The organism is Pseudoxanthomonas beigongshangi (assembly GCF_016820515.1).
Classification (GTDB): domain Bacteria; phylum Pseudomonadota; class Gammaproteobacteria; order Xanthomonadales; family Xanthomonadaceae; genus Pseudoxanthomonas_A; species Pseudoxanthomonas_A beigongshangi.
The window spans coordinates 31,945-48,150 of sequence record NZ_JADHDV010000013.1; the positions used below are offsets into that span (position 1 = coordinate 31,945).

A 16,206-nucleotide genomic window follows, 5' to 3' on the forward strand; every position below is an offset into this window, starting at 1 on the left:
CGGAGCGTGCCGATGAGCGCGTTGCGCGAGGCCATGAGCCATGCCGTCCTGGGTTGGGTCAAACCCGAGCTGGACGAGACGCTGCGCCTGGCGCGCGGCGAGATCGAGGCGTTCGTCGAGACCCCGACCGACGGCAGCCGGATGCGGTTCTGCGCCGGTTACCTTCACCAGGTCCAGGGCACGCTGCGGATGGTGGAACTGTATGCCCCGGCGATGGTCGCCGAGGAGCTGGAACAGCTGGCGCAGGCATTGCAGGAAGGGAACGTCACCGACCGCGAGGAGGCCTGCGCCACCCTGATGCGCGGCGCGGTATTGCTGCCGGACTACCTGGAGCGCCTGCAGGACGGCCATCGCGACATCCCGATCGTGCTGCTGCCGCTGCTCAACGAAATCCGCAACGCCCGCGGCGCGTCCGGATTGAACGAAAGCATGTTGTTCCCGCCGGGAACCCAGGCAGCCGAGGCGCCGCAGCCGAGCGCCGAGGAAATCGATCACGCGCGCAGCAGCATCAGCGGACGCAACCGCGAACTGCTCGACACGGTGGGCGGCGCGGTCAAGGAAGAACTGCTGCGGGTCAAGGACGCGCTGGATCTGCACCTGCGCACGCGCGGCGATGCCGCATCGCTGCAACAGCAGGTTGCCGAACTGGGCAACGTCGCCGACACCCTGGGCATGATGGGCCTGGGCGTGGCGCGCGATGTCGTGCAGCAGCAGCGCGACGCATTGCGCGACGTGGCCGAAGGCCGCCGCCAGGCCGACGAGGGCACGCTGCTCGACATCGCCGGTGCGCTGCTCTACGTGGACGCGTCGCTGGACGACCAGGTCGCGCGCCTGGGCGGTCCGGCCGACGAAGGCCAGCAGGATCCGAGCGCGGTTGAATCGCAGCGCACCGTCGAGGTGCTGGCGCAGGAGGCGATCATCAATTTCGCTTCTGCGCGCGAGAAGTTCGTCGCCTTCATCGAGACCAACTGGGATCACGCCGAACTCGCCGAAGTTCCGCGCCTGCTGGACGAGGTCGCCGGCGCGATGCGCATGCTGGAACTGGATCAGGCCGGCGACTACCTGCTGGGCGTGCGCCGTTACGTCAGCAACGAGCTGATCGGCAAGCGCCGCGTGCCCGGCGGACAGCAGCTCGACACGCTCGCCGACGCGCTGGCCAGCCTGGAGTATTACCTGGAGGCGCTGCGCGAGCGGCGCCCCAATCGCGACGACATCCTGGAAATCACCCGCAGCAGCCTGGAAAACCTGCGGTACTGGCCGTTGCCGGAGGAAGCTCCGGCCGGCGCGCCCGTGGAGGAGCCGCAGGCGCCGGCGCAGCCTGAAACCGTGGCGCCGACGGCAGCCCTCACCGCGTCCATCGACGGCACCGATGAGCCGGCACATCCCTTCGACCCGGTGGGTTTCGAGTTCACCGAGGAAGCTTCACCGGCGCCGAGCACGGTCCCGGTCAGCTGGGAACCGGTCGAGCTGGAAATCGAATCCGATACCGCCGACGACGACGAACTCGCCGCGGTGATGGCCGACATCGACGCCGCGGCCAGCGCGCTGGCCCCGTCCGGTGACGGCCACGCCGTGCCGCAGGGCGCTCCGCAGGTACCGCACGCGCCGCCACCGGTCGCGGCGGTGACCGCGCTGGCCGGCGGGTTCGAAGTCGAGGGTGGCGACATCGACGACGAGATCCGGGAAGTGTTCCTGGAGGAGTTCGACGAGGAAATCGTCAATCTGCGCCAGCTGTTGCCGGCCTGGCGGATGGTGCCCGAGGATCTGGAACGGTTGCGTCCGATCCGCCGCGTGTTCCATACCCTGAAGGGCAGTGGCCGCCTGGTCGGAGCCAAGGCGCTGGGCGAGTTCAGCTGGAAGGTCGAGAACATGCTCAACCGCGTGCTGGATCGCACGCGCGCACCGAGCACCGCGGTGGCGGTGCTGCTGGAACAGGCCTGCGACGTGCTGCCGCAGTTGAACGCGGCGCTGCGTGGACAGGCGCCGGTCAGCGCGGACCTGGAAGGCATCAAGGCCGTGGCCGATCGGATCGCGGCGGGCGAGGAAGCGTTCTACTCGAAGCAGGACGCGGCGGACGCCGAAGCCATCGAGGCGATCGAGGATGGCGAACCCGCGGCCCTCGAGCCGATGGGGGCCGCGGCCGCGGACAGCCGCAGCGCCGAACCGGAACCGGACTTCCTCTCGGGTACGCCGGCTTCGGTGGACTCGGTCCTGCGGGAGATCCTGGAAGCGGAAGTCGCCACTCATCTGGAGACCGTCCACGGCTGGCTGTCGGCGGCGCGGATCGCGCCACAACCGGCGACCGAACCGCTGCTGCGCGCGATGCACACGATGAATGGCGCGTTCGCGATGGCGGACGTGCCCGAAATCATCGAGGTCACCGCACCGGCCGAGCAGTACATCAAGCGGTTGCTCGCCGTCGCCGGCACACCCGCGCCGGAAGGCGTGGACGCGCTTTCCGACGCCGCCGCGGCGATTGCCCGCAGCATCGACGCACTCAACAGGCCTTCGCCGCGCATCCCGGTGTTCGCGGCGCTGTCCGCGCGCCTGGCCGCCCTGCGCGACAGCCTGCCCGACGTGCGCGCAGGCGCCCAGCTGGTCAACGACAGTGCCCAGGGCACCTATGTCGAGACCGTGTCCGGCACCGCGGGCCCGGCACCGCTGGAAGACGTGCAGTTGGCGCCGCACGATCTGTCCCGCTTCATCGAGCCTTCGCAGGCCGACGCGCTCGGCGTCACCGGCTGGCGTGACGCGACCGGAACAGCGGCAACGACGGACGCAGGCGACGTGCAGGAGACCGGGGCGTTGCCACCGGTGGAAGCGGGCGAGCCGCTTGCGCCTGCAGCACTCGATTCCGCAATGGTCGATTCGACCTCCTCCGAAGTCGCCCCGTCCGAAGGCGCGCCGGAGGCGTCGGTCGCGGATGCCACCGCGGCGGCGCAGGCCGCCAGCACCATCAACTTCTACGATGTGCACGACGTGCGCACCTCGTATGTCTATACGCCCTGGTCCGATGCCGGATCCGTCCCCGCGATCGATGCGGCGTCCGGTTCCGCCGATGATGCGACGCCGGCTGCCGAGCCTGCACCGGAAACGACGGTCGAGACAACGTCCGGGCTTTCCGGCGATGCGCTGGTGGTCGAGGAGATTGGCCTCGACGCGACGGATGGAGAGGTCGGCGAGGAAATCGCGCTCGACGATGCCACGACCGTTGGCGATACCGCGAGCCTGGACGACGCGCTGGTATGGGAAAGCGTCACGCTGGTCGAGGAAGCCAGCGTCGAGCCCGCGTCCCCTGTGTCCGTCGCGCGCGACGACGCCGACGAGCCGGATGGTCGGGAAGAAGACACCGTTGCTTCCCTGGATTCGGAAATCACGCCCGTGGAAGTGGAAGCTTCCGCGGCCGACGCATTCGTCACGGAAAGCGCCGGCCAGCCAGGGCCGGAAGCGGATGGAGAACCGGTTTCCGCTGCCGTCGACGTTGAAGTCGCCGACATTGAATCGGAGGCATCTTTCGCCACGCCGGAGATCGGCGCGGGTGACGAACCGACGTCCGACCTCGAAGCCGGCGACGCCGGTTTGATCGCCGCCGGATTGGCCGAAGCGGAACCCGAACCGGAACAAGAACCGGAACAAGAACCGGAACAAGAACCGGAACAAGAACCGGAACCGGATCTGGCGGAAGCCGGATTTGCGGAAACCGAAGCCACCGAAGCCACCACCGCGACCGAAACCACCTTCGATGCGGCCGTGATCGAGGCGGAATCCGAAGCCCTGCCCGCGGCCGGGCCGGCCCCGGAACACGTGGAAGCGGAGACCGCAGGTGCGGACGCCGATACGTCGCCGGCGCCGGCGGCGTTCGAGACCGCCGCTGCGGCGGAAGACGCGGTACAGGCATCCGCCGAGGCTGCAGCCATGGAAGAACAGCCCGAAGACGCGCTCGATCTGACCGGTCTGGATCTGGATCTGGTCGAGATTTTCGTCGAGGAAGGCAACGACCTGCTCGACCATTCCGACGACCTGCTGGCCAGGCTGCGCGAAACGCCGGAAGACCGTAGTCTGGTGACCGGCCTGCAGCGCGATCTGCACACCCTCAAGGGTGGCGCGCGCATGGCCGGCATCCACGCGGTCGGCGATCTGGGCCACGCGATCGAATCGATGCTGGAATCGATCGTGGCCCAGCGCACCGAACTGGATCGGCGCGGCGTGCAACTGCTCGAACGTGGTTTCGATGCGTTGCACGAACAACTCAAGCGGGTGTCCGCGCGTCGCGCGGTCCGCCTGCCGGAGGGGCTGATTGGCGAATTCGTCGCGCATGCGCGCGGGCTGGAGCCGCCCGCCGGACCCGAACGCGTGGTCGAGCCGGCGCCCGCGCCGGTCACGCTGGCGCCGCTGTCGGCACCGGTCGAGACCGAATTCGCGCAGGACGAGGAGTTCTTCCCCCATAGCCAGCAGGAGCAGGTACGCGTACGCGCGGATCTGCTGGACCGTTTGGTCAACCACGCCGGCGAAGTGGCGATCTACCGTGCCCGTCTGGAGCAGCAGCTCGGCGCGTTCCGCGGCGCGATGGCCGAACTGGAGCGCACCAACATCCGCCTGCACGACCAGTTGCGTCGCCTGGACCTGGAGACGGAGGCGCAGATCGTCGCGCGCTACCAGCGCGAGCAGGATCACCAGGACGCCACCTTCGACCCGCTGGAGCTGGACCGCTTCTCCACCCTCCAGCAGCTCAGTCGCGCGCTGGCCGAATCGGCCGCCGACATCAGCGGCCTGCAGGGCGTGCTGGACGATCTGGCGCGCAACTACGACAGCCTGCTGCACCAGCAGTCGCGCGTGAGTTCGGAACTGCAGGACGGCCTGATGCGCGCGCGCATGGTGCCGTTCGAAGGCATCGTGCCGCGCCTGCGGCGCGTGCTGCGCCAGGCGGCGGCCGATACCGGCAAGCAGGTCCGCCTGCTGCTGGAAGGCACCCACGGCGAAATGGACCGCAACGTGCTGGAGCGCATGACCGCGCCGCTGGAACACCTGCTGCGCAACTCGGTGGCGCATGGCCTGGAGTCGCCCGACAGGCGCACCAAGGCGGGCAAGCCGGAGGAAGGCACGGTGCAGGTCCACCTGCGCCGGGAAGGTTCGGAAATGGTGCTGAGCGTCCGCGACGACGGCGCGGGCCTGAACCGGACGGCGATCCGCGAGCGCGCCGAACAGCGCGGCCTGCTGCAGCCGGGCGCGGCCATCGACGACATCGACCTAGATCGGTTGATCCTGGAGTCGGGTTTCTCCACCTACGACAGCGTCAGCCAGTTGGCCGGACGCGGCGTCGGCATGGACGTGGTCTACAACGAAGTGCGACAGCTGGGCGGATCGCTGGACATCGCTTCGCGCCAAGGCGAGGGGGCGGAGTTCACCCTGCGCCTGCCGCAGACGCTCGCGGTGACCCAGGCCGCGTTCGTGCAGATCGGCGAAACCCAGTTCGCCGTGCCGGTCGCCTCGGTCAGCGGCATCGGTCGCATCAGCCATGCGCGCTTCGAAGCCGGCGAAGGCGGTTACGTCTACGGCGGCGAGGAGTACACCCTGTACAACCTGGGCCACCTGGTCGGCCATGCGCCGGCGCGCGCCGAAGGCGAGGCGCAGGTGCCGCTGCTGCTGATTCGCGCCGGCGACATGCGCGCGGCGGTGGCGGTGGATCAGGTGCTGGGCAACCGTGAAATCGTGGTCAAGGCGGTCGGTCCGCAGCTGGCCTCCATCCCCGGCATCTACGGCGCCACGATCACCGGCGACGGCAGCGTGGTGGTCATCCTGGACATCGCACCGCTGGTGCGTCGCCACCTGGCCCAGCCGCAGCAGCCGGCGTCGGCGGCACCGGTGCAGGAGCAGCGCCGCGTGCCGCTGGTGATGGTGGTCGACGACTCGTTGACCATGCGCAAGGTGACCGGTCGCGTGCTGGAACGCCACAACTTCGAGGTCACCGCCGCGCGCGACGGCGTCGAAGCGCTGGAGAAGCTGGAAGACCGGGTGCCGGACCTGATGCTGCTGGACATCGAGATGCCGCGCATGGACGGCTATGAACTGGCGACCGCGATGAAGGCCGACCCGCGCTTCAAGGACGTGCCCATCGTCATGATCACCTCGCGTACCGGCGACAAGCATCGCCAGCGCGCGTTCGACATCGGCGTGCAGCGCTACATGGGCAAGCCGTACCAGGAACTGGATTTGATGCGCAACGTCTACGATCTGCTGGGAATCGCCCGTGTCCGCGAATGAGGTCAAGCGCGTCGCCTTGCTGGCCCGCTCCGGGCCGGCGCGGGAACGCCTGCGCAGCGCGCTCAACGAGGTGGGCGCGGACATCGTGCTGGAAGACGATCCGGCGGCGATCGATGCGCAGACGGTGACCGACGCGGCCCCCGAAGTGGTGCTGGTGGCGCTGGAGCCGGCCATCGAGGACAGCCTCGCCCGCTTCGATGCGGTGCTCGACGATCCGGCGATCGCCGTACTGTTCGAGGAGGCCGAACTGGCGGCCCGTCGCGATGGCTGGGAAGCACGGCGCTGGGCACGCCACCTGGCGGCCAAGATCAACGGCCACGACGATGTGCTGCCACCCGGCCGCGAAGAGGATGCATCGCTTGCGCTGGAACCGGGCCTGCCGCCCACGCCCGCGCAGATGCACGCCGATGCCGCGATCGAACCGCACGTGCACGAGGCGGTGGATCGCGCCTGGGAACTTCCCGACGACGACTTCGCCTACCGGCCGCCATCGGCGGCGCCCCAGTCCGCGGTGGTCGACGCGGACGAGTGGCTGCGCGGCGCAACGTCGAAGGAAGAACTTCCCGCGGAGACTCCATTGCCTCCGCCGCGTCCGCCGGCCATCGAGCCGGTCTGGGATCTGGCGCTGGAGCCGGTGACCACCGAACCCGCGCCTTCCTCCCCGGCATCGCCGTCCGTCCCGCCGTCGTCGCTGGACGGGAACCCGGCCCCGTCGAAGTGGGAACTGTCACTGGAACCGCTGGAGCCGACGGCGGCGGGCGGCGGTCCGCGCACGCCCGGCGCGGTGCTGGTGTTCGCCGGCATCGGCGGCCCGGATGCGATACGCAAGCTGCTGGCCGAGCTGCCGCCCGATTTCGGCCGTCCGCTGGTCATCCACCTGAAGCTGGATGGCGGACGCTATGACAACCTGGTGCGGCAGATGGCGCGCGTCTCGACGATGCCGGTGATGCTGGCCGAGGCCGGGCACGCCGCCGAGGCCGCGCACGTCTATGTGCTGCCCGGCGATGTCGGCATCGGCGTGGAGCAGGACGCGATCGATTTCCGTGCCCATGGCGAACTCGAAACCGCAATCGCGCAGTTGCCGCCACGCGATAGCGCGGTGCTGCTGCTGAGTGGCAGCGACAGCCAATGGGTCAACGCGGCCTGGGCGTTGAACGCGCAGGGCGCCTGGGTCGCCGCGCAGGCGCCGGAAGGCTGCTACGACCCGACCGCGTCGCACGCATTGGCGGCACGCGGCGGAACGCTGGCGACGCCGGTCGAGATGGCCAGGCAACTGGCCGAACGCTGGATCTGAGGAGAATTCCCGCATGGCACATTCGAACGACGAGATCCGTGGCGTATTGGTACAGAGCGGCGATGACCGCCTGCTGTTGCCCAACGCGACGATCGCCGAAGTGCTTTCGCGCGCACCGATCATGCCGATCGAGGGTGCGCCCGCCTGGCTGGCGGGCGCCATCGACTGGCACGGCTGGCGGGTGCCGCTGGTCGCCTTCGCCCGGCTGACCGGACTGGGCGGCGAAACGGCGCAGGCCAACAACAAGATCGTGGTGCTGAAAGCGTTGGGCGGTCGTGCCGAGCTGCCTTACTACGCGCTGCTGACGCCATCGTTCCCGCGTCTGGTCTCGGTGCCGCGCGACGGGCTGCTGGCCGACGCGACCGAGGAAGAGCTGCCGGCGGGCGTGCAGGTACGCGTGCTGCTCGGCGACGAGGTCGCGATCCTGCCGGACCTGCAACTGGTCGAGGATCGCATCCACGAGGCGCTGCAGGCGGCCTGAGCGCACACCCGTTCACGCGGTTTCCACCGCGCTGAACTTGCGCTGGCGCGGCGACACGCATTCACGCCCGGTTTGCGGCGGCGGTGACAGCGTGATCGTGCTGCCGAGCGCAGCTTGTCCACCGCGAAACGGGAGGCCGTCATGAAAGCCTGGATCCTTCTTCCCCTTTGGCTGCTGGCCGCGCAGGCCGTTGCCCAGCAGGCATCCCCGCAGCCGGTGCGCACCGAATCGCTGACCGCCTATCACGGCGGCGGCCAGAGCCGTCAGCTGCAGGAGCAGAGCGGCCCGGTCACCGTGCGCTGGGGACAGCCGGAAGCGCTGCCCAACGCCGCCGATTACCGGGTCACCGTGACCGATCTCGATCGCAACGGCGATGGCGTGGTAAGCCGCGACGAAGTGCCGGAGGGCCACGCGCTGGCGAGCGAATTCAAGCTGGTCGATCGCAACCACGACGGCCGCATCAGCGCCGAGGAACTGGCCGCCTGGCGATGAGACGCGTGACTCGCGCCTAGGCGAGATCGCCGAAACGCGCCTGCAAGGCCGCGATCGCGGCCAGGCCGGCGGTTTCCGTGCGCAGGATGCGCGGCCCCAGCCGCATGCCCTGGAATCCGGACGCCAGCAGGATCTCGCGATCACGCGGCGACCAGCCGCCCTCCGGCCCGATGGCGACGACAACGCCGGCGTCGGGCGGCAAGGTCATCGCGGCGAGGGACAGCTCGCCGACCGGATCCAGCAGCAGCCGCAGGTCGGACGCCGCGCACGCCTGCGCCGCCTGCATCAGCCCGGCCGGCGGCGCCAGTTCCGGTACCCGGCCGCGGCCGCTTTGCTCGCAGGCCGACACGATCACGCTGCGCCAGTGCGCCACCCGCTTGTCCAGGCGTTCGGCATCCAGCTTCACTTCGGTGCGCTCGGCGTTCACCGGCTGGAACCGGGCGACGCCGAGTTCGGTCGCCTTCTGCAGGATCAGATCCATCTTCTCGCCGCGGGCGATGCCCTGGATCAGGGTCAACCGCAATGGCGATTCGCGATCGACCGGCAGCGCGGACAGGATTTCGGCGCGCACCTCGCGCTTGCTCACCTCGACCAGGCGGGCGGCGTAGTCCTGGCCGTCGCCGTTGAACAGCACGCACTCGTCGCCTTCGCGCAGGCGCAGGACCCGGCCGAGATGGTTGGCTGCGGACTCCGGCAGCGCGAAGGTCCGCGCCGGCGCCAGCGGCAGGTCGACGTGGCAACGGGTCAGGCGCATGCGATGGCCTCCTCGATGGCGGCACGGGTGGTGGCAGCCAGCAGTTCGAGCTGCGCCTCGTCCACGCAATAGGGCGGCATCCAGTACAGCACGTCGCCGAGCGGCCGCAGCACCACGCCGCGGGCCAGCGCCGCGCGGTAGGCGTGCAGGCCGATGCGCCGACCGGATTCGAACGGATGGCGGCGATCGCCGTCGCGGGTCAGCTCGATCGCGAGGATCATGCCGGCCTGGCGCACGTCGGCGACCCAGGGCAATTCCTTCAGCGGCGCGGCCAGCGCCGCCATGCGGCCGGCGGTGGCCCGATTGCGGGCCAGCACGCCATCCTGGGCGAAGATGTCCAGGCTCGCCAGCGCGGCTGCGCAGGCCAGCGGGTTGCCGGTGTAGCTGTGCGAGTGCAGGAAGGCGCGTTCGCGGGAATCATCGAGGAACGCGTCGTAGATCGCCTGCGTGGCCAGCACCGCGGCCAGCGGCAGGAAGCCGCCGGTCAGGCCCTTGGACAGGCATAGCAGATCCGGCATGACGCCACTCTGTTCGCTGGCGAACAAGGTGCCGGTGCGACCGAAGCCGACCGCGATCTCGTCGGCGATCAGGAACACGCCGTGCGCATCGCAGAGTTCGCGTGCGCGTCGCAGATAATCCGGATGGTGCATGCGCATGCCGCCGGCGCACTGCACCCGCGGCTCCAGGATCAGCGCGCAGATTTCACCGGGGTGGCGGTCGAGCAGGTCCGCCAAGGCATCGGCCGCGCGCGCGGCGACATCGGCGTCGCTCTCGCCCGGTTCGGCCTGCCAGGCGTCGGGCGAGGGCGTGAACAGCGCTTCGGCAAGCAGCGGCGCATAGATGCGCCGGTACAGCGGAATGTCGCCGACCGCCAGCGCCCCCAGGGTTTCGCCGTGGTAGCCGTTCTCCAGCGCGATGAACTTCGTCCGCCGCGCCTCGCCGCGATTGTGGAAGTAGTGGAAGGCCATCTTCAGGGCGACTTCCACCCCGGCCGAACCGTTGTCGGCATAGAACACTTTCGCCAATGGCGCACGTCCGGGTTGCCGCGGCGCCAGCGCCAGCAGGCGCTCGGCCAGTTCCACCGCGGGCGGGTGGCTGAAGCCGGCCAGGATCACCTGTTCCAGTTGCCCGGCCTGGCGTGCGATGGCGGCCGCGATGCGCGGTTCGGCATGGCCGAACAGGTTGGTCCACCAACTGCTGACCGCGTCCAGATAGCGCCGTCCGTCCTGGCCGATCAACCAGGCGCCTTCGCCCCGGGCGATGGGAACCAACGGCAAGGTATGGGGATGCTCGCGCATCTGGGTGCACGGATGCCACAGGACCGCGAGATCGCGCGAACGCCAGGCGTCGGCCTCTGCTAGCATTCGGGTTTCATGATTCGTTTCCGCCATCCCGCCATGATATCGGCGTGCCTGCCCTTCCGTCGCCCGGTTCCTGTCCGCGGAGCGCAGCCATGAGCCGGCGCCTGCCGATCATCCACGGCGTGGCCGAGCGATCCGGCGGTCCGCTGGAGCGCAACGTCGAGGAACTCGATCTGGAGTTCAGCAACGGCGAGCGCCGGCGCTTCCATCGCGTTCGCGCGGAAGGGCATGGCGCGGTGGTGGTGGTGCCGCTGATCGACGACGACACCGTGCTGCTGGTGCGCGAGTACGCCGCCGGCGTGCATCGTTACGAGCTGGGCCTGGTCAAGGGTCGCATCGACGCCGGCGAAACGCCGGAACAGGCCGCCGATCGCGAACTCAAGGAAGAAGCCGGCTACGGCGCGCGTCGCGTCGACGTGCTGCGCAGCCTGACCCAGGCGCCCCTGTACATGAGCCACCAGTCCTGGCTGGTGGTCGCACGAGATCTGTATCCGGAGCGCTTGCCCGGAGACGAACCCGAGGAGTTGGAAGTAGTGCCGTGGAAGCTTGATGCCCTCGACCAGCTGATGCTGCGCGAGGATTTTTCGGAAGGTCGTTCGCTGGCCGCGTTGTTCATCGCCCGCGAATGGCTGCGTACCTCGGCATGAGCCGGATGACCTCGGACCTGCACGAAGCCGTACTCGTCATCGCCCGCGAAGCCGGCGAGGCGATCATGGCGGTGTACGAACAGGGCTTCGACGTCACCCGCAAGGCCGACGACAGCCCGCTGACCGCGGCCGACCTGGCCGCACACCGGGTGATCTCGGAGGGCCTGCGCCGGCTGACGCCGGAATGGCCGGTGCTGTCGGAGGAAGCGGCCGACATCCCCTGGCAGACCCGCTGCGCCTGGCCGACCTACTGGCTGGTTGATCCGCTGGACGGCACCCGCGAGTTCATCAAGCGCAATGGCGAGTTCACCGTCAACATCGCGCTGATCGAACAGCACATCCCGATCTTCGGTGTGGTGCAGGCGCCGGTCACCGGCGAGATCTGGCATGCCGAACGCGGCCGCCACGCATATCGGCGGCGCGGCCAGGTGGACGAACAGTTGCGCAGCCGCGCGCCGGCCAAGGCGCCGCTGCGGGTGGCCGCCAGCCGTTCGCACCGCGACGCGCGCACCGAGTCGGTGCTGGCGCGGATGGGCGACATCGAACTGGTGGGGCTGGGTTCGTCGCTGAAGTTCTGCCGCATCGCCGAAGGCACGCTGGACGTGTATCCGCGCTTCGGGCCGACCTCGGAATGGGATACCGCCGCCGCGCAGTGCGTGCTGGAAGCCGCAGGCGGCGCGCTGCTGGCGCCGGATGGACGCGCATTCCGCTACAACCGCCGCGAGACCCTGCTCAATGGCGATTTCATCGCCCTGGGCGATCCCGCGCTGCCGTGGCGCGAATGGCTGGAGGACGGCGCCGTTGAACAGACTGCCTGATCCGCGCGACATCCGCGAACTGCTCGACATCATGGCGCGCCTGCGCAATCCCGACGGCGGTTGCCCGTGGGATCTGGAGCAGGACTTCTCCACCATCGCGCCGTACACGATCGAGGAAGCGTACGAAGTCGCCGACGCGATCGACCGTGGCGATCTGGAGGATCTGAAGGACGAACTGGGCGACTTGCTGCTGCAGGTCGTGTTCCATGCGCAAATGGCGAAGGAGCAGGGCGCGTTCGCGTTCCCGGACGTGGTCGCGGCGATCTGCGACAAGATGATCCGGCGCCATCCTCACGTGTTCGGCGAAGCCAGTTTCGAGGATGCCGAAGCGCAGACCCGCAACTGGGAAGCGATCAAGCAGGCCGAGCGCGCCGCCGCCGGCAACGCCGACACGTCCGCGCTGGCCGGCATTTCGCGCGGATTGCCGGAGTGGCAGCGCGCGGTGAAATTGCAGTCGCGCGCGGCGCGGGTCGGTTTCGACTGGCCCGGCCCGGCGCCGGTGATTGACAAGCTTCACGAGGAAATCGGCGAAGTGCAGGCCGAGCTGGCGCAGGGCGATGTCGTGTCCAACCATGATCGGCTTGAGGACGAGATCGGCGACCTGCTGTTCGTCGCCGCCAACCTGGCGCGCCATGCCAAGGTCGATCCCGGCGCGGCGCTGCGTCGCGCCAACCTCAAGTTCGAACGCCGCTTCCGGGCGATGGAAGCCATCGCGGGCGAGCGCGGCGAGGCAATGAAGGATCTCCCGCTGGAGCGGCAGGAAGCGCTCTGGCAGCAGGCCAAGCAGCGCGAGCGGGGCACGCCGGAGTGAGTTTCCGTATCGGTGCCGGCGAAGGAGGGGACACATGAAGACCCTGCTGCTGTTCGTCATCACCGCGCTGGCGGAAATCGTCGGCTGCTATCTGCCGTACCTGTGGCTGCGCAAGGGCGGCAGCGCCTGGCTGCTGGTGCCCGCGGCCGCCAGCCTGGCCCTGTTCGCCTGGTTGCTGACCCTGCACCCCACTGCCTCCGGTCGCGTCTACGCGGCCTACGGCGGCGTCTACGTCACCATCGCGATTGGCTGGCTGTGGGCGGTCGACGCGGTCAAGCCGACGCGCTGGGATCTGCTGGGCGCGGGGCTGTGCCTGCTCGGCATGGTGGTGATCATGTTCGCGCCGCGGACGGGCTGAATTCCAGCGCGGCGTTGCGCCGGCCACCGCGCGGCGCCATCATCTCCGGCGATCGCCGCGCACCGGGGCGCACCAGGGTCGGGAGAGCGAACCATGGGCCGTTTCGCCAGTTTCCGCGAGTTCTATCCGTTCTATCTGAGCGAGCACAGCAACCGCACTTCGCGGCGGCTGCACTTCGTCGGCAGCTGCGGCGTGCTGCTGCTGGTCGCCTGGGCGTTCGCCTCGGGCAACTTCTGGTGGTTGCTGGCCGCGCTGTTCTGCGGCTACGGTTTCGCCTGGGTGGGGCATTTCTTTTTCGAGAAGAACCGCCCGGCCACCTTCCGCCATCCGTTCTATTCCTTCGCCGGCGACTGGGTGATGTTCAAGGACATCCTGACCGGCAGGATTCGCTTCTGAGCCTGCGCGCTCAGGCCACCTCGGCCAGGCCGCGCTCCCGGTGGGGGGCGAACAGGCGGCGGCCGATATCGAAGGCGGTCGCCAGATGCCGCGCGGGCGCTTCGTCTCCCAGCGGCGCCAGCAATTCGGACGTGGACACCCGCGCGCCGCAGTACTCGAAGATGCCGTGATCGATCTGGGTGCGCATGGCGCCAAAGTAGCCGTGGCGCGCATAGGTCCGCATGTCGGCGCCGCCGATCGCCAACAGGTGCACGCTCAGCCGGCCCAGCCTGCGCTCGTCGCGCCCCTCCCTTTCCTGGTAGGCCCAGCCCTGCGAGAACACCCGGTCGATCCAGCCCTTGAGCAGGCCGGGCATCGACCACCAGTAGACCGGGTACACCAGGGCCAGCGCATCGGCGCGATCGATGCGCGCCTGCTCTGCCAGCACGTCGGCGTCGGCCGGTCCCTGCTGGAGGAAACGGGCGATATCCGTCGCGGTGAAGCGGGGATCGAAGCCTTCCCTGGCCAAGTCGGCGATCTCGGCGGTGTGCCCGGCATCCTCCACGCCATCGGCCAGCCGGCCGGCCACGGCATGGGTGAACGATTGGGACAACGGATGGGCGGTGACGATCAGGGCATGCACGGCGAACTCCGGGAGGGGACGGGTATATACTTCGAGTAACTTACGAAACGTAACTTACTTTTGGTATATAACGATGTCAAGCCGCCGGAAAGCCACCCGGGAGATTCCCGCCGCCGACACGCCCGCCCCGCGCCGGCGGCTCGCGCGCGAAGATCGCTACCGGCAACTGCTCGATGCCTCCTGGCGCCTGATCGGCGAAGAGGGCACCGAGGCCCTGTCGCTGGGACGCTTGGCGGAAGCGGCCGGCGTAACCAAGCCGGTCGTGTACGACCACTTCGGCACCCGTGCCGGCCTGCTGGCCGCGCTCTACCAGGATTTTGATGCGCGCCAATCAGCGCTGATGGACGAGGCGCTCCGCCACGGGGCCGAAGACCTTCCCGCGCGCGCGCACATCATCGCGTCCTGTTTCGTGGACTGCGTGCTGTCGCAGGGGCGCGAGATTCCGGGCGTGGTCGCCGCGTTGACGGGTTCGCCGGAAATGGAGCGGATCAAGCGCGAGTACCAGGGCGCCTTCATGGCCAAATGCCATGGTCTGCTGGCGCCGTTCGCGCCACGTCGCGCGCTGCCGGCGGCCAGTCTTTGGGCCTTGCTGGGCGCGGCGGAATCGCTGTCCTACGCGGCGGCGGCGGGCGCCATCGACGCGGCGCAGGCGCGGCATGCGCTGGCCGACCTGGTCATCGCGATCGTGCAGCGTGGCGAAGACATGCCGGCCTAGCGTCCCGGCTTACTCGTAGAACATCAGGAACGCGGCGCCGACGATCAGCGCGAACGCGGCGTAGTGATTCCACTTCAGCGGCTGGCCCAGGTACCAGGTGGAGAAGCCGGCGAACACCACCAGGGTCAGGATTTCCTGGATGGTCTTCAGCTGCACCACCGAGTAGACGGTGCTGCCCAGGCGGTTGGCCGGCACCATCAGGGTGTACTCGAAAAAGGCGATGCCCCAGCTGGCGAAGATGGCCAGCAGCAGCGGTGTGCTGCGGTACTTGAGATGCCCGTACCAGGCGAAGGTCATGAAGACGTTGGAGCCGAGCAGCAGCAGCAGGGGCAGGATGCGGGCGAGCATGGGAGGGAGTCGGCGGGAGGACGCGCAAGCCTAGCTTCACTGGCGGCTGAATGGCAGGGTTTCCCTTCACGTGACCTCAACCTGGGGCCGGGTAGCTTCACAAACCTGAAGCACAGGAGCCTCATATGCGCCATTCACAGGAAACCGCGGGACTGGTCCTGGTTGTCGAAGACAACCGCAACATTTCGGAAATGGTCGGCGAGTATCTGGAAGGTCGGGGATTCGAGGTCGATTACGCCTCGGACGGACTGGACGGCTACCGGCTGGCCACCGAGAACAGCTACGACGTGGTCGTGCTGGATCTGATGCTGCCGCGCATGGACGGCATGGAAGTCTGCAAGAAGCTGCGCAATGAAGCGCGCAAGTCCACGCCGGTGTTGATGCTGACCGCCCGAGACACCCTGGACGACAAGCTGACCGGGCTCAGTTCCGGCGCCGACGACTACCTGACCAAGCCTTTCGCCATCCAGGAACTGGAAGCGCGCCTGCGCGCGCTGATCCGGCGCGAGCGCAGGCAGGTCGGCGCCGAAGTACTGAAGGTCGCCGATCTGGTGCTCGACCCGGTGAGCATGCGCGCGACCCGCGGTGGCAACGAGCTGATGCTGTCGCCGATCGGCCTGCGCCTGCTGACCATCCTGATGCGCGAATCGCCGCGGGTGGTCACCCGGCAGGAAATCGAGCGCGAAATCTGGGGCAACGGGTTGCCGGACTCGGACACCCTGCGCAGCCACCTCTACAACCTGCGCAAGGTGATCGACAAGCCGTTCGACAAGCCGCTGCTGCATACCGTCCAGAGCGCCGGCTATCGGATCGCGGACATCGGCTGAGGGCCACGGCATAATCCGGCC

The 16,206-nt window shown here is 68.8% G+C and carries 15 protein-coding genes; 11 read left to right on the plus strand and 4 right to left on the minus strand.

The window, feature by feature from the left end:
• Positions 1–12 precede the first annotated feature (12 nt).
• From IQ458_RS11140 to IQ458_RS11155, 4 genes are all read left to right on the plus strand, one after another.
• Positions 13–6,261: an Hpt domain-containing protein gene (locus IQ458_RS11140; protein WP_203322854.1), complete on the plus strand. Its 6,249-nt coding sequence runs from the start codon at positions 13–15 to the stop codon at positions 6,259–6,261.
• A complete protein-coding gene (locus tag IQ458_RS11145; RefSeq protein ID WP_328805156.1) occupies positions 6,248–7,555 on the plus strand; it encodes a chemotaxis protein CheB in 1,308 nt (435 codons plus the stop codon). Before IQ458_RS11140 ends, IQ458_RS11145 begins: the two co-directional genes overlap by 14 nt.
• A gap of 13 nt (positions 7,556–7,568) precedes the next feature.
• Positions 7,569–8,036, plus strand: a complete 468-nt coding sequence (locus IQ458_RS11150; RefSeq protein WP_141455773.1) for a chemotaxis protein CheW — start codon at positions 7,569–7,571, stop codon at positions 8,034–8,036.
• A gap of 141 nt (positions 8,037–8,177) precedes the next feature.
• Positions 8,178–8,528: an EF-hand domain-containing protein gene (locus tag IQ458_RS11155; RefSeq protein ID WP_183638873.1), complete on the plus strand. Its 351-nt coding sequence runs from the start codon at positions 8,178–8,180 to the stop codon at positions 8,526–8,528.
• Between the two features lie 16 nt (positions 8,529–8,544).
• Here IQ458_RS11155 and IQ458_RS11160 read toward each other — a convergent pair whose 3' ends face one another.
• Entirely contained in the window at positions 8,545–9,282 is a 738-nt protein-coding gene (locus IQ458_RS11160) for a 16S rRNA (uracil(1498)-N(3))-methyltransferase (RefSeq protein ID WP_203322855.1), read from the minus strand.
• Positions 9,273–10,646, minus strand: coding sequence for an adenosylmethionine--8-amino-7-oxononanoate transaminase (bioA, locus tag IQ458_RS11165; protein WP_203322856.1), 1,374 nt, complete (start codon positions 10,644–10,646; stop codon positions 9,273–9,275). Before bioA ends, IQ458_RS11160 begins: the two co-directional genes overlap by 10 nt.
• An 89-nt stretch (positions 10,647–10,735) precedes the next feature.
• Between bioA and nudE the strand changes: the two genes are divergently transcribed.
• The 5 genes from nudE (at position 10,736) to IQ458_RS11190 (ending at position 13,673) form a co-directional block, all read left to right on the plus strand.
• Positions 10,736–11,290, plus strand: a complete 555-nt coding sequence (gene nudE, locus IQ458_RS11170) for an ADP compounds hydrolase NudE (protein ID WP_203322857.1) — start codon at positions 10,736–10,738, stop codon at positions 11,288–11,290.
• Entirely contained in the window at positions 11,287–12,108 is an 822-nt protein-coding gene (gene cysQ, locus IQ458_RS11175) for a 3'(2'),5'-bisphosphate nucleotidase CysQ (RefSeq protein WP_141456020.1), read from the plus strand. The genes nudE and cysQ overlap by 4 nt, the downstream gene beginning before the upstream one ends.
• Positions 12,092–12,919 carry a nucleoside triphosphate pyrophosphohydrolase gene (mazG, locus tag IQ458_RS11180; protein WP_268963382.1) on the plus strand — a complete coding sequence of 276 codons (828 nt, stop codon included), beginning with the start codon at positions 12,092–12,094 and terminating at the stop codon, positions 12,917–12,919. Before cysQ ends, mazG begins: the two co-directional genes overlap by 17 nt.
• 34 nt (positions 12,920–12,953) lie before the next feature.
• On the plus strand, positions 12,954–13,277 hold the full coding sequence (locus tag IQ458_RS11185; RefSeq protein WP_203322859.1) for a YnfA family protein: 324 nt from the start codon (positions 12,954–12,956) through the stop codon (positions 13,275–13,277).
• A 93-nt stretch (positions 13,278–13,370) separates the two neighbouring features.
• Positions 13,371–13,673, plus strand: a complete 303-nt coding sequence (locus tag IQ458_RS11190) for an Mpo1-like protein (protein ID WP_192197920.1) — start codon at positions 13,371–13,373, stop codon at positions 13,671–13,673.
• A gap of 10 nt (positions 13,674–13,683) precedes the next feature.
• Here IQ458_RS11190 and IQ458_RS11195 read toward each other — a convergent pair whose 3' ends face one another.
• Complete coding sequence (locus IQ458_RS11195; RefSeq protein WP_203322860.1) at positions 13,684–14,295, minus strand: NAD(P)H-dependent oxidoreductase; 612 nt, start codon at positions 14,293–14,295, stop codon at positions 13,684–13,686.
• Between the two features lie 103 nt (positions 14,296–14,398).
• On the opposite strand from IQ458_RS11195, the gene IQ458_RS11200 reads away from it, so the two are divergent.
• A complete protein-coding gene (locus IQ458_RS11200; RefSeq protein ID WP_203322906.1) occupies positions 14,399–15,010 on the plus strand; it encodes a TetR/AcrR family transcriptional regulator in 612 nt (203 codons plus the stop codon).
• A gap of 9 nt (positions 15,011–15,019) precedes the next feature.
• Here IQ458_RS11200 and IQ458_RS11205 read toward each other — a convergent pair whose 3' ends face one another.
• Complete coding sequence (locus tag IQ458_RS11205) at positions 15,020–15,358, minus strand: DMT family protein (RefSeq protein ID WP_203322861.1); 339 nt, start codon at positions 15,356–15,358, stop codon at positions 15,020–15,022.
• Positions 15,359–15,483: 125 nt separating this feature from the next.
• Here IQ458_RS11205 and IQ458_RS11210 point away from each other — a divergent pair, with 125 nt between their 5' ends.
• Positions 15,484–16,185 (plus strand): response regulator transcription factor, encoded by a 702-nt coding sequence (locus IQ458_RS11210; RefSeq protein ID WP_079724910.1) that lies wholly within the window; start codon positions 15,484–15,486, stop codon positions 16,183–16,185.
• Positions 16,186–16,206 lie beyond the last annotated feature (21 nt).